Origin of the sequence: Paraburkholderia sp. BCC1884 (assembly GCF_900996225.1) — a bacterium.
In the GTDB taxonomy this organism is placed as follows: domain Bacteria; phylum Pseudomonadota; class Gammaproteobacteria; order Burkholderiales; family Burkholderiaceae; genus Paraburkholderia.
The window spans coordinates 1,502,168-1,523,636 of the sequence record NZ_CAAJGL010000068.1 but is presented as its reverse complement, the minus strand read 5'-3'; the positions used below and the strand labels follow the sequence as shown (position 1 = coordinate 1,523,636).

At 63.8% G+C, this 21,469-nt stretch carries 20 protein-coding genes; 13 read left to right on the top strand and 7 right to left on the bottom strand.

Going from position 1 to position 21,469, the window contains the following annotated elements:
* Nucleotides 1–58 precede the first annotated feature (58 nt).
* Together FQ705_RS13585 and FQ705_RS13580 are read right to left on the bottom strand one after the other, a co-directional pair.
* Nucleotides 59–1,750, bottom strand: a complete 1,692-nt coding sequence (locus FQ705_RS13585) for an AMP-binding protein (RefSeq protein ID WP_144141627.1) — start codon at nucleotides 1,748–1,750, stop codon at nucleotides 59–61.
* A gap of 98 nt (nucleotides 1,751–1,848) precedes the next feature.
* Nucleotides 1,849–2,982: an acyl-CoA dehydrogenase gene (locus FQ705_RS13580; protein WP_144141624.1), complete on the bottom strand. Its 1,134-nt coding sequence runs from the start codon at nucleotides 2,980–2,982 to the stop codon at nucleotides 1,849–1,851.
* A 266-nt stretch (nucleotides 2,983–3,248) separates the two neighbouring features.
* Between FQ705_RS13580 and FQ705_RS13575 the strand changes: the two genes are divergently transcribed.
* The 5 genes from FQ705_RS13575 (at nucleotide 3,249) to FQ705_RS13555 (ending at nucleotide 8,732) form a co-directional block, all read left to right on the top strand.
* Nucleotides 3,249–4,292: an AraC family transcriptional regulator gene (locus FQ705_RS13575; protein ID WP_144141621.1), complete on the top strand. Its 1,044-nt coding sequence runs from the start codon at nucleotides 3,249–3,251 to the stop codon at nucleotides 4,290–4,292.
* Nucleotides 4,293–4,375: 83 nt separating this feature from the next.
* Nucleotides 4,376–5,908 (top strand): NfeD family protein, encoded by a 1,533-nt coding sequence (locus FQ705_RS13570; RefSeq protein ID WP_144141619.1) that lies wholly within the window; start codon nucleotides 4,376–4,378, stop codon nucleotides 5,906–5,908.
* Entirely contained in the window at nucleotides 5,905–6,678 is a 774-nt protein-coding gene (locus tag FQ705_RS13565) for a slipin family protein (RefSeq protein WP_144141617.1), read from the top strand. The genes FQ705_RS13570 and FQ705_RS13565 overlap by 4 nt, the downstream gene beginning before the upstream one ends.
* Nucleotides 6,679–6,806: 128 nt before the next feature.
* Entirely contained in the window at nucleotides 6,807–7,064 is a 258-nt protein-coding gene (locus FQ705_RS13560) for a DUF4148 domain-containing protein (RefSeq protein ID WP_144141615.1), read from the top strand.
* A gap of 366 nt (nucleotides 7,065–7,430) precedes the next feature.
* Nucleotides 7,431–8,732 (top strand): NCS2 family permease, encoded by a 1,302-nt coding sequence (locus FQ705_RS13555; RefSeq protein ID WP_144141613.1) that lies wholly within the window; start codon nucleotides 7,431–7,433, stop codon nucleotides 8,730–8,732.
* 22 nt (nucleotides 8,733–8,754) lie between these two features.
* Here FQ705_RS13555 and FQ705_RS13550 read toward each other — a convergent pair whose 3' ends face one another.
* Complete coding sequence (locus tag FQ705_RS13550; protein WP_144141611.1) at nucleotides 8,755–9,045, bottom strand: DUF1488 domain-containing protein; 291 nt, start codon at nucleotides 9,043–9,045, stop codon at nucleotides 8,755–8,757.
* A 421-nt stretch (nucleotides 9,046–9,466) separates the two neighbouring features.
* On the opposite strand from FQ705_RS13550, the gene FQ705_RS13545 reads away from it, so the two are divergent.
* Nucleotides 9,467–11,464, top strand: coding sequence for a sigma-54-dependent Fis family transcriptional regulator (locus FQ705_RS13545; protein WP_144141609.1), 1,998 nt, complete (start codon nucleotides 9,467–9,469; stop codon nucleotides 11,462–11,464).
* Between the two features lie 145 nt (nucleotides 11,465–11,609).
* Nucleotides 11,610–11,921: a 2Fe-2S iron-sulfur cluster-binding protein gene (locus FQ705_RS13540; RefSeq protein WP_144141607.1), complete on the top strand. Its 312-nt coding sequence runs from the start codon at nucleotides 11,610–11,612 to the stop codon at nucleotides 11,919–11,921.
* Between the two features lie 16 nt (nucleotides 11,922–11,937).
* Here the strand turns inward: FQ705_RS13540 and FQ705_RS13535 are convergent, their stop codons facing one another.
* The 3 genes from FQ705_RS13535 to FQ705_RS13525 all read right to left on the bottom strand — a co-directional run bounded on the left by FQ705_RS13535 (nucleotide 11,938) and on the right by FQ705_RS13525 (nucleotide 13,106).
* Nucleotides 11,938–12,132, bottom strand: a complete 195-nt coding sequence (locus tag FQ705_RS13535) for a YqaE/Pmp3 family membrane protein (RefSeq protein ID WP_144141605.1) — start codon at nucleotides 12,130–12,132, stop codon at nucleotides 11,938–11,940.
* A 38-nt stretch (nucleotides 12,133–12,170) separates the two neighbouring features.
* Nucleotides 12,171–12,383, bottom strand: coding sequence for a DUF1653 domain-containing protein (locus FQ705_RS13530; protein WP_144141603.1), 213 nt, complete (start codon nucleotides 12,381–12,383; stop codon nucleotides 12,171–12,173).
* 78 nt (nucleotides 12,384–12,461) lie between these two features.
* On the bottom strand, nucleotides 12,462–13,106 hold the full coding sequence (locus tag FQ705_RS13525; RefSeq protein WP_144141601.1) for a transcriptional regulator: 645 nt from the start codon (nucleotides 13,104–13,106) through the stop codon (nucleotides 12,462–12,464).
* A gap of 202 nt (nucleotides 13,107–13,308) precedes the next feature.
* Here FQ705_RS13525 and FQ705_RS13520 point away from each other — a divergent pair, with 202 nt between their 5' ends.
* The 3 genes from FQ705_RS13520 to infA all read left to right on the top strand — a co-directional run bounded on the left by FQ705_RS13520 (nucleotide 13,309) and on the right by infA (nucleotide 14,765).
* Entirely contained in the window at nucleotides 13,309–13,527 is a 219-nt protein-coding gene (locus FQ705_RS13520) for a hypothetical protein (protein ID WP_144141598.1), read from the top strand.
* Between the two features lie 551 nt (nucleotides 13,528–14,078).
* Nucleotides 14,079–14,360 carry a hypothetical protein gene (locus FQ705_RS13515; protein ID WP_035557986.1) on the top strand — a complete coding sequence of 94 codons (282 nt, stop codon included), beginning with the start codon at nucleotides 14,079–14,081 and terminating at the stop codon, nucleotides 14,358–14,360.
* A gap of 132 nt (nucleotides 14,361–14,492) precedes the next feature.
* On the top strand, nucleotides 14,493–14,765 hold the full coding sequence (infA, locus tag FQ705_RS13510; protein ID WP_007177610.1) for a translation initiation factor IF-1: 273 nt from the start codon (nucleotides 14,493–14,495) through the stop codon (nucleotides 14,763–14,765).
* A gap of 184 nt (nucleotides 14,766–14,949) precedes the next feature.
* Here infA and FQ705_RS13505 read toward each other — a convergent pair whose 3' ends face one another.
* On the bottom strand, nucleotides 14,950–15,693 hold the full coding sequence (locus tag FQ705_RS13505; RefSeq protein ID WP_260854474.1) for a GntR family transcriptional regulator: 744 nt from the start codon (nucleotides 15,691–15,693) through the stop codon (nucleotides 14,950–14,952).
* Nucleotides 15,694–15,882: 189 nt separating this feature from the next.
* On the opposite strand from FQ705_RS13505, the gene FQ705_RS13500 reads away from it, so the two are divergent.
* From FQ705_RS13500 to FQ705_RS13490, 3 genes are all read left to right on the top strand, one after another.
* Nucleotides 15,883–17,136, top strand: coding sequence for a cyanate transporter (locus tag FQ705_RS13500; RefSeq protein ID WP_260854473.1), 1,254 nt, complete (start codon nucleotides 15,883–15,885; stop codon nucleotides 17,134–17,136).
* Nucleotides 17,137–17,353: 217 nt separating this feature from the next.
* Nucleotides 17,354–19,450, top strand: a complete 2,097-nt coding sequence (locus FQ705_RS13495) for a S8 family serine peptidase (protein ID WP_144141593.1) — start codon at nucleotides 17,354–17,356, stop codon at nucleotides 19,448–19,450.
* Between the two features lie 71 nt (nucleotides 19,451–19,521).
* Nucleotides 19,522–21,396: a tetratricopeptide repeat protein gene (locus tag FQ705_RS13490; protein ID WP_144141589.1), complete on the top strand. Its 1,875-nt coding sequence runs from the start codon at nucleotides 19,522–19,524 to the stop codon at nucleotides 21,394–21,396.
* The last annotated feature ends 73 nt before the right edge of the window (nucleotides 21,397–21,469 follow it).

Below are 21,469 nucleotides of genomic sequence, written 5' to 3'. Positions count from 1 at the left end.
CTGAAACTCCTGTGCAGTGGCCGCATCGCGGCCGGGCATTGACTGGGAATAAAAAGGATCAACGCAGATCCGGAAAGTCCTCTTCCCAATACTCATCGGGCAGTCGCGCGGGTTCCGCCGTGCGCTCCATTTCGCGGCGCCGCAACTCGACGCGGCGAATCTTGCCGGAGATGGTCTTGGGTAAATCGCTGAATTGCAGACGGCGAATCCGCTTGTACGGCGCGAGCTTTTCGCGCGAGAACGCGAATACGGCGCGCGCGAGTTCCGGTCCGGCTTCGTAGCCCTGACGCACGGTGACGAACGCCTTCGGCACGGACAGACGCAAGGCGTCGGCGCTCGGCACGACAGCGGCCTCGCCGATTGCCTCGTGTTCGATCAGCACGCTTTCGAGTTCGAACGGACTCAGGCGATAGTCGGACGATTTGAAAACGTCGTCGGCTCGGCCGACGTAGATGTAGTAGCCGTCGTCGCGGCGCAATGCGACGTCCGAGGTGCGGTAGAAGCCGTTACGCATGGCCTGCTCGGTGGCTTTGGGGTTGTTCGCGTAGCCGGTCATCAAACCGAGCGGACGGTCGGCAAGCGGCAAGGCGATTTCGCCTTCGGTAACGGGCTGATCGTCGGCATCGAGCAACTCGATTTTGTAGCCCGGCAGCGGCCGACCCATCGAACCGGCGACCACCGGTTGCCCCGGCGAGTTGCCGATCTGGCAAGTCGTCTCGGTCTGGCCGAAACCGTCGCGAATCGTGATGTTCCATGCATGCCTGACGCGTTCGATGATCTCCGGATTCAGCGGCTCACCCGCGCCGACGATCTCGCGCAGCTTCACCGGGTACTCGGTCAGCGGCTCCTGCACCAGCATGCGCCAGACGGTCGGCGGCGCGCACAGCGTGGTCACGTTGAAGCGCACGAGCACGTTCAGCGTCTCTTTCGGCACGAAGCGCGGGAAGTTGTAGACGAACACGCAGGCCTGCGCATTCCACGGTGCGTAGAAGCAACTCCAGGCGTGCTTGGCCCAGCCCGGCGAGCTGATATTCCAGTGGATGTCGTTGGGTTGCAGGCCGATCCAGTACATCGTCGACAGATGCCCGACCGGATAGCTTTGATGCGTATGTTCGACCAGCTTCGGCTTCGAGGTGGTACCCGAGGTGAAGTACAGCAGCATCGGATCGGTGGCGTGCGTGACGCCGTCCGGCGTGAAGTCCGGCGATGCTTCGTAGGCAGCGGCCAGATCGATCCAGCCTTCGCGCGGCGTGCCGGCCGACAACCGCGTGAGCGGCACGTCGAGCGCATCGAACTTGTCCAGCTCCGCGCTATCGACCACCACGAATTTCGCGCCGCCGATCTGCACACGGTCGCGCACGTCGTCGGCGGACAGCTGGGTGGTGGCGGGCAGGACGATCGCGCCGAGCTTCATCGCCGCGAGCATCACGTCCCACAGTTCGACGCGGTTCGGCAGCATCAGCAGCAAACGGTCGCCTCGTCCGACGCCGACACTGCGCAGGAAATTCGCCATGCGCGCCGAGCGTTCCGACATTTGCGCGTACGACAACCGCAGGCCGTCGCTGGCCGGGTCGTCGACGATCCACAGCGCCGGGTTGTCGTTGCCGCGCGCGATCACGTCGAAGTAATCCAGCGCCCAGTTGAACTCGCCCAACGCCGGCCACGCGAATTCGCGGTAAGCAAGCTCGTAGTCGGTTCGATGGCGCAATAGCAGATCGCGCGCGTCGAAAAAGGCTTTCGCTGCAGTCATCGTCGTCTCCATGTGGCGCGTTCCGCGCTCCGTTTTTTTGCTTCGCCCAGCCTTGGCCAGGCAAGCTATTTTGCGCTCAAACGCAAGCTCGTTCGCGTTTAAACACTGCGCGCGATCACCATGCGCTGCACTTCGCTGGTTCCTTCGTAAATCTGCGTGATGCGCGCATCGCGATAGTGACGCTCCACCGCGTAGTCCTCGAGATAGCCATACCCGCCGTGAATCTGAATTGCTTTCGAGCAGACTGTTTCGGCCATTTCTGACGCGAATAGTTTCGCCTGCGAAGCCTCGGACAAACACGGCTTGCCTTCCGTGCGCAAGCGTGCCGCGTGATGCACGAGCAGGCGCGCGGCATTCAGCTGCGTGGTCATGTCCGCGAGCATGTTGGCGATGGTCTGATGCTCCTTGAGCGCCTTGCCGAACTGCACGCGTTCGCTGGCGTAGCCGCGCGCGGCGTCGAAGGCGGCCCGTGCAATGCCGAGCGCCTGCGCGGCGATGCCGATGCGCCCGCCCTCCAGATTCGACAGCGCAATGCGCAAACCCTCGCCCGGTTCGCCGAGCAGATTGGCTTCGGGCACGGCGCAATCGTCGAGCGAAATCGGGCAGGTGTCGGACGCGCGAATGCCCATCTTGTGCTCAGGCTTGCCGACGTTGAAGCCCGGCGTACCGGTCGGCACGATGAAGGCGGACAGGCCGCGCTTGCCGAGATCCGGATCGGTGACGGCAAACACGATCGCGAGATCGGCACGCGAGCCGTTGGTCACGAACTGCTTGCTGCCGTTCAGAATCCACTTGCCGTCCTGCAAGACCGCGCGCGTGCGCAGGTTGTTCGCCTCCGAGCCCGCTTGCGGCTCGGTCAGGCAAAACGCGCCGACCAGACGGCCGGTGGCGAGATCTTGCAGATAGAGGTCTTTTTGCGCGGCGTTGCCGAAGTTGAGGATCGGCCCGCAGCCGACCGAATTGTGCACGCTCATCAGGGTGGCGCACGACGCGCAGCCTGCCGCGATTTCTTCGATAGCGAGCGCGTAGGCCACGTAGTCAGTGTAGGAGCCGCCCCACTCGGCCGGCACGATCATGCCGAGAAAGCCGAGTTCGCCCATCTGCCGGACGACTTCCGCGGGCAATTGCGCCTCGCGGTCCCATTGCGCCGCATGGGGCGCGAGTTGTTCGGTGGCGAAGTCGCGCGCGGCGTCGCGGATCATCCGCTGTTCGTCGGTGTAGAAGCTGTCCATGGGCTCGATCCTATGCTGTGCCTGGTGTCCGGTCGCGGCTGTTTTGCCCGCGTGCCCCACTGTCTCCTGACGAGGCCGCCCGCGATCCATCAAAGCTAAGTGTAGGCAAGCCGCCGGCCAGCTTCGATGCTCAGCCCGCTCATTCTCGGTGAGCGCATTTGCCATACTGTTACCATGCAAGCGCCGTTCACGCCGCAATTTCATGGCCTTAGCCGATTGACCACAAGGAAAACGTTGAGCGCTTTTGCCAGCTGGACCCGAACCGCATGAAAAACGATAAAGGCACGATTTCCGTCAGCATGGTGGAAGAAACCCTGGCGCGGGCGCGGGCGAGCGGCTTCGACGCGCGACCGCTCGCCGAAGCCGCGGGTATCGCGGCGCCGCTGCTCGCGTCGCCCAAAAGCCGGGTGTCGGCGGCGCAATACGGCGCGCTGTGGGCCGGCATCGCGCGCGCGCTGGACGACGAATTCTTCGGCCAGGACTCCCGCCGCATGAAAAGCGGCAGCTTCGTCGCGATGACCCGCGCGGCGCTGACCGCCCGCAACGGCGCGCAAGCGCTCGCTCGCGCGGTCGGCTTCATGCGTCTCGTTCTCGACGACCTCGGCGCACAAATCGATACCGACGCCGGGCGTGTACGGCTGCGCTTCATCGAAAGCGAACACGCGCCGGCGCCGGCCATGTTCGCCTATGCGACGTGGTTCATCCTCGTCTACGGTCTGGTGTGCTGGCTGGTCGGGCGGCGCATTCCCTTGCTCGAAGCGCGCTTTCGCTGCGCCGAGCCGCCCGCCGCGCACGAATACCGGCTGATCTTCTGCGACCAGATGAGTTTCGATCAGACCGAGTCGTACGTCGATCTGTCGCCAGCCTTCCTCGACTTGCCCGTCATCCAGACGACCCAGTCGGTCAAACCTTTTCTGCGCGACGCGCCGGCGAGTTTCATCGTCAAGTACCGCAATGCGGGCTCGCTCGCGGCGCGGGTGCGCAAGATGCTGCGCGCGCTGCCCATGACTGCGTGGCCCGCCGCCGATCAGATGGCCGCGCGCCTGAACGTCGCCGAGGCGACCATGCGGCGTCGTTTGAAACAGGAAGGCTATACCTACCAGTCGATCAAGGATGATTTGCGGCGCGACATCGCGATCGGCGAGTTGCAGGATACCGACCGTACGATCGCCGACATTGCCGCCGCCGTGGGCTTCGCGGAACCGAGCGCGTTTCATCGCGCGTTTCGCAAATGGACCGGCATGCGGCCGACCGACTACCGGCCCGCCGCGTCGCGGGCGGATTTCACGCGCGCGGCGGAATCGGACTAAGCTGTAAAGCGCAGGCCAGCCTTTCCTGGAGTAGCGGCCCGCGCCGGTCGATACCTGTCGAGGCGGCGCGGCAGCCGTCAGCGATGAGTACGTATCCACGTCTCCCGTTCCGGCAGTCCGGTCCGCCCACGCCGTTTATCCGTGACGGCGTCGTGGGCCGGTTGATGCGCGGCATGATCGCGCTCGGCGTGCTGTTGGCTGTCGGGTTCGCATCGTGCGAATTCGCGGCGCCGCTGCGGGCGGCGCTCGCACCAGGCAGCGTGGTGCTGATTCCGGTGAGCGGCGCGATCGGTCCGGCCAGCGCCGATTTCATCGTACGTAGCCTGCAACGCGCGGCTGACGAGCGAGCGCAGCTTGCCGTGCTGCAACTCGATACGCCGGGCGGCCTCGATACGTCGATGCGTCAGATCATCAAGGCGATACTCGCTTCGCCCGTGCCGGTGGCCACCTTTATTGCGCCGAGCGGCGCGCGGGCGGCGAGCGCCGGCACCTACATCGTGTACGCCAGCCATATCGCGGCGATGGCGCCAGGCACCAACCTCGGCGCGGCGACACCGATCCAGATGGGACTGGGGGCCGCCGAACCGCCTGCGGGCGCTGCCAGGCCGCCCGCCTCGGGCACGCTTGCGCTCGACAGCCAGTCGACCGAACGACGCAAGCAGGTCCACGACGCGGCCGCCTACATTCGCGGCCTGGCGCAAATGCGCGGCCGCAACGCCGACTGGGCCGAGCGCGCCGTGCGCGAAGCGGTCAGCCTGTCGGCGGCGGAGGCGCTCGCGCAACACGTCGTCGATCTGAATGCGCGCGACGTGCCCGACCTGCTGCGTCAACTGGACGGCCGCAACGTGACCACCCGCAGCGGGACCACGACCCTCGCCACCGCGCACGCCCCGCTCGTCTCACTCGAAGCGGACTGGCGCAGTCATTTCCTGGCCGTCGTCACCGACCCCAATGTCGCGCTGATTCTGTTGATGATCGGCATGTACGGCCTGTTCTTCGAATTCGCCAATCCGGGCTTCGTGCTGCCGGGCGTGGTCGGTGCGATCAGCCTGCTGGTCGGTTTGTTCGCCATGCAGATGTTGCCGATCAACTACGTCGGCCTCGGGCTGATTTTTCTGGGTATCGCGTTCCTGATCGGCGAGGCGTTTCTGCCGACCTTCGGCTCGCTCGGCTTCGGCGGCGTGGTCGCGTTCGTGATCGGCGCGCTGATGCTGATCGATACCGACGTGCCCGGCTACGGCATTCCGCTGCCGCTGATCGCCGCCGTGGTCGTCTTCAGCGTGGCGTTCGTGCTGGGCGTGTCGCGGCTCGCCTTGCGCGCGCGGCGCCGCCCGGTCGTGACGGGCTCGGAGGCCTTGATCGGGAGTCTCGGGGTGGTGCTCGACGCTGGTCTGTTGCCGGAGCACACAGCAAGGGATCAAGCCACGCATCCCGCGACAAGCGCCGACGTCGCGCCCGCTCCGCTCGCCGGCTGGGCGCAGGTTCACGGCGAACGCTGGCGGGTGTCCAGCACGGCCCCGGTCGCGGCCGGTCGCATGGTGCGCGTCACCGCGCGCCGTGGACTGACGCTGAACGTCGTGCCCGAGCAGGCGCTACAACAAGGAGAACATTCATGATCGGTTTCACATTCGGCTTCACCAGCATCCTGATTCTGCTGGCGGCCGCGCTGATCGCGTCGTCGATACGGATTTTTCGCGAATACGAACGCGGCGTCGTGTTCATGCTCGGGCGCTTCTGGAAGGTCAAGGGACCGGGCCTCGTGCTGATCATCCCGATCGTGCAGCAAGCCGTCCGCATGGATCTGCGCACCGTCGTGTTCGACGTGCCGCCGCAGGACGTCATCACGCGCGACAACGTCTCGGTGAAGGTCAACGCAGTGGTGTATTTCCGCGTGGTCGATCCGGAGAAGGCGGTGATTCAGGTCGCGCGCTACTTCGAGGCGACCAGCCAGTTGTCGCAAACGACGTTGCGTGCCGTACTCGGCAAACATGAACTCGACGAACTGCTGGCCGATCGCGAGCAGTTGAACGCCGACATTCAGAAAGTGCTCGATGCGCAAACGGACGCGTGGGGTATCAAGGTGTCGATCGTCGAGATCAAGCATGTGGACATCAACGAAACGATGATCCGCGCGATTGCCCGCCAGGCCGAGGCGGAACGCGAACGGCGCGCCAAGGTGATTCACGCCGAAGGCGAGTTGCAGGCCTCGCAGCATCTTCTGGAAGCGGCGCAGACGCTGGCGCAACAGCCGCAGGCCATGCAGCTGCGCTATCTGCAGACGCTCACGACCATCGCCGCCGACAAGAATTCGACCATCGTATTCCCGCTGCCGATCGATCTGCTGAGCGCCGTGCTCGACCGCTTTATCAAGCCGACGGCGCCTTGAGCGGGAATAACCGCCGGCTTTCTTTGGTTCTCCAGATGCAATGGTGCATTTCGTTTAGTCGTCTTACTCGGAAGGTCCAGGAAATCTAGAATGCAGACCTGCTTTTAACCGCTCCATGGGAGCTCATCATGACCATCGTTTCTAAAATCGGATTCGGCGCGCTGTTGGCCGTCTTCAGCATTAGTGCCGCCGTTGCGCAAACTGCGCAGCCTTATGGCTCCTCGGCGCCGAAAACGCGTGCCGAAGTCAAGGCCGATCTCGCCGCCTGGCGCGCCGCCGGCTACGATCCGCTCGACTGGATCGACTATCCGGACAATGCCCAGCGCGCCGGCCGCATCGTCGCGGCACGACGTGCGCAGGAATCGGGCGCACCGATCAGCCAGTAAGTGTTTCGCCGTGACGCGGCAAGCCGGGCGTGCCAATGACCGCAAGGGTCGTGGGCACGCTGGATCGGGCCTGCCGTTGTTTCTCCATCGTTTCCCGCGCTGTTCCCCCTTCCCCGCTGATTCTCTGCCCACTGGCCGCGCGCCGCGCCGCGCCGGCAAGGTATCATCTCGCCCCTTCGAATCCGCGCATTGCCGCAATCCGCATAACAAGCCGAATTTGCAGGATTCGTCGACGCAAAACGGCGTGCCGTCACCAATCATGATTACAATCCGGCCGTAGCCTCAGCGCCGGCCCGCGGCCGGTTGCTCCGGATTGCCCTGCCTCAATCACAAGAAACGCTTTCTGAACGACGAGAGACCCGCCTCATGGACTCGATAAAACGCTACTTCGGCTTCGACGCCGCCGGCACCGATCTGCGCACCGAAGTGCTCGCCGGCCTGACCACTTTCCTGACGATGGCCTACATCATCTTCGTCAATCCGGCGATTCTCGGCGACGCCGGCATGCCGAAAGACGCGGTCTTCGTCGCGACCTGCATCGTGGCCGCGCTGGCCTCGCTGATCATGGGTCTCTACGCGAATTATCCGATTGCGCTCGCGCCCGGCATGGGTCTGAATGCGTACTTCGCGTACACCGTCGTGAAGGGCATGGGTTTTACGTGGCAAGCGGCGCTAGGCGCGGTGTTCATCTCGGGCTGCCTGTTCCTGATCGTCACGCTGTTCAGGGTGCGCGAGGTGATCGTCAACGGTATTCCGCATTCCATCCGCATTGCGATCACCGGCGGCATCGGCCTCTTTCTGGCGATCATTTCGCTGAAGACAGCCGGCGTGGTGGTCGGCAATCCGGCCACGCTCGTGACGCTCGGCAATCTGCACGACCCGCACGTGATTCTCGCGGTGATCGGCTTCTTCACGATCGTCACGCTGGACTATCTGCGTGTGCGCGGTGCGATCCTGATCGGGATCGTCGGCGTGACGGTGCTGAGCTTTTTCTTCGGCGGCAACCAGTTTCACGGCATCGTATCCGCCCCGCCGTCGATCACGCCGACGCTGTTCCAGCTCGACATTCGCGGCGCGTTGTCCAGCGGCGTACTGAACGTGATCCTGGTGTTCTTCCTCGTCGAACTGTTCGATGCGACCGGCACGCTGATGGGCGTGGCCAATCGTGCGGGGCTGCTGGTGGAAGGCAAGATGCACCGCCTGAACCGCGCGCTGCTAGCCGATAGCACGGCGATTCTCGCGGGCTCGATGCTCGGGACGTCGTCGACCACGGCATATATCGAAAGCGCGTCGGGCGTGCAGGCCGGCGGCCGCACCGGTGTCACCGCGATCACGGTGGCCGTGCTGTTCCTCGCTGCGTTGTTCTTCGCCCCGCTGGCAGGCGTAGTGCCCGGCTACGCAACGGCGCCGGCACTGCTCTACGTGTCGTGCCTGATGTTGCGCGAAATGCTCGACCTGCCGTGGGACGACGCCACCGAAGTCGTGCCGGCCGCGCTCACCGCGCTGCTGATGCCCTTCACCTACTCCATCGCCAATGGCGTCGCATTCGGCTTCATCTCGTACGCGGGGCTGAAGCTGCTGACGGGTCAGGCACGCAAGGTGAAGCTGGTGGTGTGGATCATTGCCGCGATTTTCCTGTTCCGCTATTTCTATCTCGGCAGCGAATAAGCGCGGGGCGCGGCGTTGCGTTTCAGTTACGCCAGTTTGCCTCGTAGAAGCGCACATAGCCGCTTCTGAGCACGAGGCATTGCGCCCGCGTTTCCGATAGCAGACGCCGCGTGGCGGCTTCGATCCGCGCGCGATGCGCGTCGAATGCGCCGACCATGTCTTCCAGACGCGGCGACGCGGCGCCATAGTGGTCTTCCAGGGCTTCTGCCGTGATCATGCATTCCACCCTTTGCCCATCGACCATCGCCGGGAAAGCCAAGGTGAGTTCGCGGCCTGAATATTCAGGCGTTTCGTTCGGGAAAAGGATCTGCATGGGAGTTCACCTGAAAGTTAGGTGCTGCGCATGATTGCGAGGTAGTGCGCACACCGGTTGCATCGGTCGCGGCCGCAGCGCTTTCCTCCCTGGTCGAATGCTGGTGGCGCGGGCTCGTCACTTCGCTGCGAGGCCAATGCGCTTCGCGCCTCGCGGAGGTGATTTGATCCACTTTAGACGAGTTGGCGCGCGGCGCAAGTTTTCCTTTTCGTTTGCCTGAAATTGGTGCCCGCTGCGTTTTTTTTAGGCGTCCGTCGCACCTTTGCCGCCCCTCGTGCACCTCGCCGTCTCCGGCTTTTCCCTGCCGTGCGCATCCCGCCGCGTCCTGTACTATCGGGATTCGGTCGTCAGTGCGCATGTTGCGCTGCGGCATCGAGCGGTGAGCCACGCATTCGCCGCGTCCGATCACCGGAGACATGCTTTGACTCAACGCCCTGCCACGCCGGCCAGTTTCGGCCGACCTGATGTCATCGCGCAAGCTCACGCGCGCTCGCTCGAGATCGGTCTGCGGGCGTCGGAAACGCCGGACTTTCATCCGCTGCGGCGGCCCGCGTTACGCGAACTGGTCGATCGCAATCACTCGCTCTATAGGCATGCGTTACCCGTGATGGAAACGTTGCACGCGCAGATCGTCGACACGCAGAGCATGGTGCTGCTCACCGACGATCACGGCGTTATCCTGCACAGTCTCGGCGACAGCGACTTCGTCGAAAAAGCCAATCGCGTGGCCTTGTGTCCGGGCGTGTCGTGGGCCGAGGCGGATCGCGGCACCAACGCGATCGGCACCGCGCTCGTCGACGGACAACCCACCGTCGTGCACGCCGATGAACACTTCCTGCATGCCAACCGCATCCTCACCTGCTCGTGCGCGCCGATTGCCGATCCGTTCGGGCGCACCATCGGCGCGCTCGACGTGAGCGGCGACACGCGCGGCTTTCACAAGCATACGCTCGCGCTCGTGCGAATGTCGGCGCAGATGATCGAAAATCATCTGTTCTCCAATCAATTCGCCGACGCCGTTCGCGTCCACTTCCACGCCCGCGCGGAATTCATCGGCACGCTGTTCGAGGGGCTGGCTGCGTTCGCGCCGGACGGCACGTTTCTGTCCGCCAATCGCAGCGCGCTGTTTCAATTCGGCAAGCCGCTCGCGGAACTGCAACGGCAGCCGGTCGAGGCGCTGTTCGGCATCGCCTTCGCGAAGCTCCTGCAGCAGATCGCACGCGCACCCGGCGAGAGCATCGTGCTGACCCTGCCGAGCGGCGTGCGGGTGATCGCGCGCGGCGAATATATGGCGACGCGCTATATCGCGCCGGCCGACACCGCGAACGATCTATTCCAACCGGCCACGGCGGGCAACGCGCGCCAGACGCAACGCTGCGCCGAACCGGCAGCGTTTTTCCCGACGCTTGAAACGCTCGATACCGGCGACGCACAGGTCGCGCAGATTTTGCAGCGCGTCGCCAAACTGCGCGGCCGCGATATCCCGATGCTGGTGCTCGGCAAAACCGGCACCGGCAAGGAATGGCTCGCACGCGCGATCCACCATGATTCGCCGCGACGCAGCGCGCCGTTCGTCGCGCTGAATTGCGCCTCGTTGCCCGATACCCTGATTGAAGCGGAGTTGTTCGGCTATGAAGACGGCGCATTTACCGGCGCGAAAAAACGCGGCAACGTCGGCAAGATCGTGCAGGCAGATGGCGGCACGCTGTTCCTCGACGAAATCGGCGACATGCCGCTCGCGCAACAAGTGCGGCTCATGCGTGTGCTGCAGGACCGCACCGTCGTGCCGCTCGGCGGGACGCGGGAGCTTCCGGTCGATCTGCGCATCGTCTGCGCGACCCACCGCAATCTGCGCGCGATGATCGAAGCGGGCACCTTCCGCGAGGACCTGTATTACCGCATCAACGGGTTAGTGGTGACCTTGCCGCCGCTGCGCGAGCGCAGCGATCTTGCCGAACTCGTCGGACGTATGCTGGATTTGCAATCCGACAATGTACGGTTGCCGCGCCGTGTCTCGGCCGAAGTGCTGGCGCGTTTTGCACAATGCCGCTGGCCCGGCAACCTGCGGCAACTGGCCAATGTGCTGCGCACCGCGAGCATCATGGCCGAAGGCGCGCCGCAGATCGAGCTGGAGGATTTGCCGGAAGACTTTCTGCAGGATTGCGTGAGCAGCGGCAGCCACCACGACGCATCGCGACGCGACTCGCCGGCTTTCCCCGCCGACGCATCCAGCGGCGGCGTGAGCCGATGGCCCATCGCCGCCCCGTTGACGACGCCGGGCCGGATGGAAGACTGGCAAGCGACGTTGATCGCCCGGACGCTCGCGCGACACAGCGGCAACGTGTCGGCGACGGCGCGCGAATTGGGACTCGCACGCAACACGGTGTATCGGTACCTGAGGCGCAGCAGCCTGAATTGACTCCGTTCAAGGAGTTCAAAAACTAACACCCGTCACCCCGATTGACGCTTGACTTACTGTCGCAGGGCTTCCGGTAACATGGCGCCTGTTCGCTGTCGTGCGCAGTTGAAAATCGCCCTTCCGCCCATCCGTCTCTACGCCATTCATGTCCGATACCCCGAGCACTTTTCAGGTTCGCATCGAACCGCTGGGTCAGAGCTTCGAAGCGCCCGAGTCGCTAACGGTCCTCGAAGCCGCCGGTTTCGCGAATCTGCGTTTGCCGCGCTCGTGCCGCAACGGGACGTGCCGCACGTGCCTGTGCAAAATGACTGCGGGTCGGGTGCGCTATACGATCGAATGGCCGGGTCTGAGCCGGGAAGAAAAGCAGGCGGGCTATATTCTGCCGTGCGTGGCGATTGCCGAAACCGATCTGGTGATCGAAGCGCCGGAAACGGTGATGTTGCCTCCGGTGCCTTGAAGCGTGCGTCGCAGCCTTAGCGGCCGTTGCCCATGGCGCGGGCAATTTTTTTGTCGGTGGTGTACTGGCTCAGCGCGTAGACCGACCAGATCGCGGCCGGAATCCAGCCGATCAGCGTGATCTGAAGAAGCAGGCAGATGATGCCGGCAAACGGACGGCCAATCGTGAAGAATTGAAACCACGGCAGAATGATGGCAAGCAATAAACGCATTCAGATTCCCTGTCTATAGTGTCGCAACGTGCGGTCGCTCAAGCAAGAATCGGCGCCTGGTCGATTGGTGTGAAACGCGTTACCTTCACACCGTCCACGTCGACCAGCTCGAAAAATACCGAAGCCGGACGCGTCCAGATCGTACCATTGCCGGCCTTGTAGACAATCATCGTGACACTCGGATCGGACTCGAGCGTAGCCTCGCAAATCAGTTCGTAAATACCGCCTTTGTAGTGTCGATAGCGCACCATTCACATTCCCTCGAGTCGATTTAAAAATTGCAGCGTTCGTTTCGTTTCGTTGCGCGACGGCGACGGCGGCGCCGTTCGTCAAGCGCCCTCTTTCATCTGCTTCAGAATCTTGTAGACAGTCGCACGGCCCATGGTCAGCACGGCCGCCACGAAGTTCGCCGAACTGCGGCCGCGAAACGCACCTTGCGCGTGCAGCGCCTCGACGATTTCGCGCTTGTGTTCCCGCGTGAGCGCATTGATACCGATCTGCCGCTCGCGCAGCCACGTGTGCAGATACGTGTTGATGCGGTCCTGCCAATCGTCGCGGAACAGGTCGTCGGCGGGTGCTTCGGTGAGACTGCCGCCCTTGATGAACAGATCGAGCGTCGAGCGCACGTCCTCGAACACCGCGATATTGAAGTTGATGCACAGCATACCGGCGGGTTTGCCGTCGTCGTCGAACAGGATGTTGCTCACGCAGCGCATGCGGCGACCATCCCAGTTGAGCTTCTCGTACGGTCCGATCGTCTCGCCGCGCGCCGCGTAGTGCACTTCGTCGAGCACCGACGGGCCGCCCACTTCGAGCTTCGACAGATTGTTCACGAGGTACGCGATGGTCTGATCGCGCAGGTCGTGAATCACCACTTCGGCGCACGGATAGAAGAGCGCCGCGATGCCGTCGGCGATGGGCGCGTAGCGCTTGAGCAACAAGTCTTTGACAGGGGACACGTTCGGGGGGCGCATGGAGGAATCAGTGTTCGCGGGAAGCGGCTCGGCAACGCGCCATTGTAGCCATCCGGCCCCGTCGCCGCGACCGTCGCGCCGACCACGTGCCCGAAAAAATGCGCAATGCCCGCGGCGTTGGCGACGGGCGGCGATTTTTGTCCGCGTGGCGAGCGGTTTTTTTTCGTGCGATAAGAGAAGTATCTATTTCATGGAGCAACAGATGGCCACGCTCGAAGCGTTTCGCACCGTGCTCGACGACGAAGGCACGCCGGAAATCATCCGCAACCACATCATCGATTCGCTGCAGTACGCGCTGCGCAACCACGGACAGATCTTCACGTCGAAGGAAGTGGAATGGCTCTCGGCCTGGGATGACGCACGCATTCCGCTCGCCGCCTCGCGCGAGCTGCAAAAGCGCGTTGCCGAAACCTCCCGCTGAAGCACGCGTTTGCCCAATCACGGCAGGCGCCGCCGCGGCGCATGCCGACGCGGCGTGTTCGTCGCTCGTCAAGCCACGCCAGACGGGCGGTTTGCCTATGCGCGGAACTTTTTGCTATCCAATTAGGCCCATTTAGTGCATCATATTGGAATAGCTGTATCCCGCATTCGCAGCGCTGGCATTGCTAGGCAACATCAGGCAACTCCGGAAAGTCTCAAACCGGCATCGCCGCACCACCCCCGACTGTTCGACCGCCGCCTGTCAGCGATCCCGTCATTCCGGCAATGCGCCGCATGCATTCGCCGTCGCGAGTTGTGCAGCTGAGTTGTTCAGCTTTTATGCGCCCGATGTCCGCGCGACATCAGCGTGTTTCTTCTCCATCGAATCCGCGATTTTGCGCGGGCCGCGCTCAAGCCCTTGCCATCGGGCCTGTGCCAACCTTTTTCCATGGCGGCGCGCCCTAAGGTGCTGCGCTGCCCGGCTTGTCGTGCCGCGCGTAACACGCGTAACACGCGTGACATGCTGGCCACGTAATACAGGACACGAGCTTCATGAATTCAGTTGTCAAGACGTACAAGGGTTATGAAATCCACCCGCTCGTTTATCCGCGCCGCCCGGCGGACGGTCAAACGAGCCGCAATCCGGACGCAGGCTACGACGCGTCGGTGCGCATTTGCCGCGTGGGCGCCAATCCGGCAGCCGACGGCCGTGTGTTCCGTCTGCAATACCTGTTTCCGTTCGACGGCACGGGCAAGGCGCGCATTGCGTGCATGGCCCACGCCGAGCAATTGATCGACGGCCGTGTAGACGGCCAGTCCGTCGCCGATCTTTGAGCGGTACTATCAGCGCATAGGCTGATGCCGTAGGAAAGCGGGCTCGAAAAGCCCGCTTTTGCCCCAATCTGATGTTGTTCCGCCCAGCGTGGGCGAGGCAACACCCCTTATCCCATCGACCAGGAGTTATGCATGGCGAAAGAAGAATTGCTTGAACTTGACGGTATCGTCGACGAAGTACTTCCGGATAGCCGTTACCGCGTGACGCTCGACAACGGCGTCGTGGTTGGCGCTTACGCGTCCGGACGCATGCGCAAGAACCACATCCGTATTCTCGCGGGCGACCGCGTGACGCTGGAACTGTCGGTTTATGATCTGACCAAAGGCCGGATCAATTTCCGTCACAAAGACGAGCGCGCCACCGGTGGCGGCGGTGCTCGCAATTCGCAGTTCCGTCGCCGTTAAGGCACACGGAATGCAGGCTGCTCGCTGAGCGCGTTTCGCGCGATCCCGGCGTGGGCCATTGCAGGTCAGTTGTACGCGAAGCCTTTCGCGCGCCTTCTCCGGCTTGACTCGACATTTCGAGCCTGAGCGGCGCGCTGCGGCGTCGCACCCGCTTTTCTTCGCTGCTTTTCCCCACTACTCCCGGCTACATCCCGAACACCGCACCGAGATCCTCTCCGGCGGCGCTTTTGCGCGCCTGTGTCACCACTCGCTCTTCCAATTCCGACAGATGCTCGCGCATCGTCGCTAACGCCGCGTGCAGATCGCCTGCGTCGAGCGATTCGATGATTTGTGCGTGCTCGTCCGCGGAACAGGTCGAACCCTTCGATGGGTCGAACAACGCTTTGTAGAGCTCGGTCCGGGCGACCAGCTGCCCGACGAGCCCAAGCAGATCCGTGCCGCCGGCCAGTTCCGTCAACAGCACGTGAAACTGGCCCGCCAGACGCACCGATTCGTCGATCGAGCCGGCTCGCAGCGCCTTTTCCTCGCTGCGCACATGCGCTCGCAGACGGCGCTTGTGCGCGCCACTCAGGCTGCCGCACAAAGCCGCGACGATGCCCGCCTCGACGATCTGCCGCGCACGATACACCTGACGGATGTCCTCTTCCGATGGCGACGGCACGAACGCGCCGCGATTCGCCGACAGCACCAGCTTGCCCTCGAAGCCGAGCCGCGCCAGTACTTTGCGCAAGGCGCCGCGCGTGCAGCCGAAGGTGGCGGCAAGGTCCCGCTCGACCAGCTGAGCGCCCGGGCGCAACCGCCCCTGCAACAACGCCGCGGTAATCGACGCGTAAATACGCTCTTCCACGCTGAGCGAGTCGCCGGCGGAGGTCGGGAGGACCGGCGCCGCAGGGTCGGCGGACGTGATGGGACGGGAACGTGTGGCCATGGATTCGGTAGTGGAAACAAAGCGATATCGCCCGGCATTCTAGCGGCGCCCCGCGCGAGCCGCCATTCGAACGCGCCGTCACCTATACCGGGAATCACAAAAATGGTTAACCATTTCAGTTTATTATGGTTGACCAAAATTAGCTTCACACCACTTTTCCTGCCGTGCGTGGCGCATTTTAGGATCGCCGTGAACTCGCACTCCACCGCACGCTCGACCCCGCCGCCCGCCACGACGACCACCGCGCCGCTGAGTTGGCGGGACATCGTCTGGCTGGGCGCGATCGTCGTGATCGGGATTAATCTGCGCCCGCTGCTCACGTCGATCAGTCCGTTGATGACGACCATTCGCAGCGCCACCGGCCTGAGCTTCTACGGCGCGTCATTGCTGACCAGTCTGCCGGTCGTCGCCATGGGGCTCGGCGCATTCGGCGCGGCGGCCTTGACGCGCACCCTTGGCGAAACGCGCGGCGTGGCGCTCGGCCTACTGGCGATCGCGCTTGCCTGCGCTGCGCGGTGGGCGGCGGCAAGCGGTAGCGCATTACTGCTGACAGCGGCGCTTGCGGGCGTCGGCGTAGCGGCCGTTCAGGCGCTTCTGCCCGCGGTGATGAAGCAGCGTTTTCACGCTCACGTGCCGCTCGCGATGGGCGTCTTCTCCGCCTCGATCATGGGCGGCGGCGGTCTCGGAGCGAGTTTGAGTCCGTGGGTCAGCGTCGTGGCGGGTTCGTGGCATGCGGGACTCGCGGTGTGGGCCATCCCTGCCGTCATCGCGCTGGCATGCTGGCTGGGACTGAATCGCCGCCCGTCGGCAGAGCGACACATTCATGCCGACGCCCCGCAGTCCCACGCACTCGACACCCCCGCTCCCGCGCTCTGGCGCAAGCCGCGCGCATGGACGCTGGGTCTGTTCTTCGGCATCGTCAACGGCGGCTACACGAGTCTGGTCGCGTGGTTGCCGGCGTTCTACCAGCAGCGCGGCGTGAGTGTCGCGGACAGCGGCTCGCTGCTCGCCGGCATGACAGCCTTTCAGGCCGCGGCGGCCTTGCTGTTGCCGCTCGCCGCAGCTTCGTTTCGTGATCGGCGGCCCTGGCTGGTGCTCGGCCTGTGCGCCCAACTGACCGGACTGCTCGGGCTGATCTTCTGCCCCGATACGGCGTCATGGCTGTGGATCGGCGTGGCCGGCGCGGGATTGGGCGGCACGTTCTCGTTGACGCTGGTCACCGCGATGGACCATTCGGCCAATCATCGCGTGGCGGGAAAGCTGGTCGCGTTTACGCAGGGCGTCGGCTTCGTCGTCGCCGCGCTCGCGCCGATGATTGCCGGCATGGTCCGCGGCTGGAGCGGCGGATTCGTGGGCGCATGGATGATGCTGGCCGCGAGCGTCGTCGTGATGATCGGTGTAAGCCTGCTGTTTTCGCCGCGTAGTTATCACGAGTGGCATTAACCACCCGCGCTTCTCTTCAACTCGCCAGGCCAATAGTCCTACGCGCGAGGTAACTACTCTGACGCACAAATAGAAGAGCCTGATTGTTTATATCAATCAGGCTCTTTATTCTTTCAATCGAGCTAAATCAGCTGCATCGATAGATCGCAGCCGGGGTCGTAGAACCCAGCTATTCAGCAGGGGCAATTCATTCCTTCGTAGAAGAACGAGAACATTCATGCAGCAAAACAGATTCAGAGCCGGGCGCCCCGAAGTTCGACGCGGCGTGCTCGCCGGCATTGCGTGCCTGGCGCTCATGCTAGCGGCATGCGGCGGCGGCAGCAGCGCTGACATTTCCGCCACGCCGATCAGCGAAGAGGTTGCGCCAATCGACGCCAAAGCCGCAGCCGCAACCGCAGCAAGCAGCGCCGGCGCAAACACCAGAACCGACACCGAAACGTCGCCCACCGCTTCCACCGACCCCGATTCGCAAGCCCCCAACGACCGCTTCATCGTCAAATACAAGTCCGACTCCGTGGAAAGCAGATCGCCTTCCGCGGTTCAGTCGAGACTCAATCGCTTATCCGGCACCTCTCCTTCGCGGGCGCATCATGTACGCCGCCTCGGCGCGGGTGCCGACGCGGTGATCGCGGATCGCAAGCTCACTGGCAAGGAATCCCAGGCATTCATGCGCGCGCTGGCCGCCGACCCGAACGTCGAATACGTGGAGCCCGACCGCGTCATGTCCGCGCAAATGGTGCCCAACGACCCGGAGTACACAAGGCAATGGGGCTTGACCTCGAATCTGACCAACGCCTACCGGTTTTACGGCATTCGCGCCGAGGGCGCCTGGGATAAAGCCTCGGGAACCGGTGTCGTCATGGCGGCCGTGGACAGCGGCATCACCAGCCACTCCGACCTGAACGCCAACATCCTGCCCGGCTACAATTTTGCGTCCCCCAACCGCGGCGGCGACGGCAGCGATCCCGGCATCACCACGGAAACATGGTGCACCGCCGACACCTGGCATGGCACGCACGTCGCGGGGATCATGGGCGCGCTCACCAACAATGGCAGCGGCATCGCCGGGTTGGCTCCCGGCGCGAAGACGGTGCCGGTCAAGGTGCTGAATGCATGCGGAACCGGCCTCACGTCCGACATTGCCGACGGCATCGTCTGGGCGGCCGGCGGCAGCGTGCCGGGCGTGCCCGCCAACCCGCACCCCGCGAAGATCATCAATCTCAGTCTGGGCGGCCTCGGCGCCTGCGAGAACACCATGCAGAACGCCATCAATTCCGCCGTCAGCCAGGGCGCCATCGTGGTGGCGGCGGCGGGCAACAACGGCGCCGACGCTGCGAATTTCTCTCCGGCGAACTGCTTCAACGTGGTCAACGTCGGCGCGATCAGTGCGAACGGCGCGAAATGGGTCAATTCGAACTTCGGAACCATCGTCGATATCGCCGCACCCGGCGACAACATCTGGTCGACCTACAACAACGGAACCCGTGTGCCCGGCAGCGAGGGCTATGCCTACATGTCGGGCACGTCGATGTCCGCGCCGATGGTCTCCGGCGTGATGGCACTCGTTCAGTCGGTTGCGCCTCGTACCCTGAACACGGCGGAAATGCGCACGCTGCTTCAGCGCAGTGTTCAACCGTTTCCACCCGGCCAGCCGGATCAGCCTGTCGGCCCAGGCATTCTGGACGCGAACGCCGCAGTCGTCGCCGCCAGAACGGGCAACCTGCCGACGGCCGCCGATTTCATCTGCCGCGAAGCGCCGAATCTGATGCAGGTGACCTGCACCGATCGTTCGACGGCACGCGGTGCGGCGATCGCGCAATGGACCTGGCAATTCGCCGGCACCGGCATTGCGGACATGATCCGCACGCAGTCCGTGAACCCCTATGTGAATTACGAGTATCCGGGCCGCTACCTGATCACCCTGAAACTCACTGACGCGAGCGGCGCGGTCAGCACGCTGCAACGACCGTTCAATGTGACGCCGCCACCGGTGTCCGTGCTCGACTACAACGGCAGCGGCAATCCCTCCAGGCTGGACGGTCCGAACGGCTCGATGGACTACTACTCCGTGACCGTGCCCGCCAACGCCGCGAGTCTGACCGTCACCCTCGCGCCGGGCAGGGATACGGACGTGTCCACGTTATACGTCCGGGCGGATTCGCCGACGATGCTCAACCCCATCTGCACGTCGGTCATGGCGAGGAACACGGCGGCGACCTGCACGATCGTCAAGCCGAAGGCAGGACAGTGGTACGCCGTATCGGCGGCCTCCACGAAACTGTCCAACGCCCAGATCCAGTACGTTTTGAAGTAAGCGCAGCAAGGCGTCCCGGGCGGCAACCAGGTTGCGTGGGACGTCTCTCTTGCGAGTCCGGAGGTCTCACGATGTCGACGACAAAGCACGACGACGCCACGGCGGACGACGCCATCGTGCGCGCGGACGGGTACTTTGCCGCCAGGCGGATGCACGAGGCCGCGCGTCATTATCAAGCGGCGCTCGCGAGGCGTCCGCAGGACGTGCACGCACTGCATCGCATGGGGCTGGTCAGCGTTCATCTGGACGCTTTCGATCAGGCGCTTGCCTATTTGCAACGGGCGCTGCGCGTCTCACCCGGGCGCGCCGATCTGTGGGAACACGCGGGCCTGATGGCCGCGCTCAGCGGTCACTACGAAGTGGCCGAAAGCTGCTATCTGAAAGCACTCGACCTGGTGGGCGGCACCGCGAGTCTGCATCGCAATCTGGCTGATTGTCTGCGGCAACGCGGGCGTCCCGTCGACGCCATCGCGCACTATGAATGCGCACTTTCGCTCGACCCCAACCTGCATCACGCGTATCGAATACTCGCGCTGCTGAACACAGAACAAGGCGACATAGACGCTGCGCTGAAACATTGGCTGCATGCATGGACACGCCAGCCGGCAGCGTCTCAGGAAGACCTGGATCGGATCGTTGCGATCCTCAGGACCGGGCGCAGCACCTCACTCGAGGCAACCCTCCACGAAATCGAAACCCGCTTCGCCGACAACCCGCTTGCATTCAAAGCGATGGCGTACGTATTGAATACCAGCCAACGTTATCAGCCAGCGCTCGAAGCGGCACGACGCGGACTGGCAGTCGACCCCGACGACGTTCTGCTATGCCACCACGCGGCATGGTCGCTAAGGCGTCTGGGCCGCGTCGCGGAAAGTCGTCCCTACAGCGAGAAGGCCGCGCGAGCCCTGCCTCACGATCCGAGAATGCAATATCACCTTGCGGGCATCCTCCTCTGCCTCGGCGAATTTGAAGAAGGCTGGAAACTGCAGCAATCGTTCTACGAACACGAAGAGCATCGAGCGCTCATGTTCTGGCCGGGCTTTCCCGCATGGCACGGCGAGCCGGTTGCGGGATGTCGTTTCCTGCTGGTCGGCGAACAGGGGCTCGGCGATCAGATACAGTTTCTGCGCTTTGCAGAGTGGCTTCACGGTCAAGGCGCGATCGTCGATGTGCTGGTCGATCGACCCATCGCCGTGCTGGCGGCCAGCATGACAAGCATAAGCGCCGTGTACGTCGACATGCCGGACGGTCCGTACACCTATTGGGCCCATATGTTTTCGATCCCGCGGTCTATGCGGCTCGAACCGTCCATGCTGCCGATCGCCATGCCCTACCTCACCGCCGCGCTGCCCGAGGTGCGGCGCTGGCGCACGCTGATCGACGCCATGTCGAGCAGGCGCGGGGGATTGCGCAAGCGGCGCGTCGGCATCGTCTGGGCGGGCAGTCCGGAGCTCGGTCTGGACGGCTTCCGCTCGATCGGCCTGGACCGGCTGACCTGTCTCTTCTCACTGCCGGGAATCAGCTGGTATCCGCTTCAGAAAGGACCGCGCGAACGCGAAAGCGAAACGTCGGAACTGCGGTTCGATATCCATACGCTGGGGCCCTTCATTCGCGATTTCTCCGACACCCTCGCCATCCTGACATCGCTCGATCTGCTGATCACCGTGGATTCGTCGGTGGCGCATCTTGCGGGCGCCGCCGGCCTGCCCGTGTGGACGCTCGTGCCCGCCTACACCGACTGGCGCTGGATGACCGAACGCACCGACAGCCCGTGGTATCCGTCCATGCGACTGTTTCGCCAACGCGAACTGGGCGACTGGGCGCCCGTCATCGCCGAAGTCCGGCGCGCGCTGAGCGAATGGCGCGATGCGCCGCTTCGGTGCATGACTGCCGCGCGCCCCGAGCGGGTGCAATCGCAAACGAGGCGGCTGCCAGGAAGTCCATGACCACCCGAATCTCCGGCGCGTTGCATCGTCTGGCATAGCCATTGCTTTATATCTGCCGATAGCCGTCCACCCC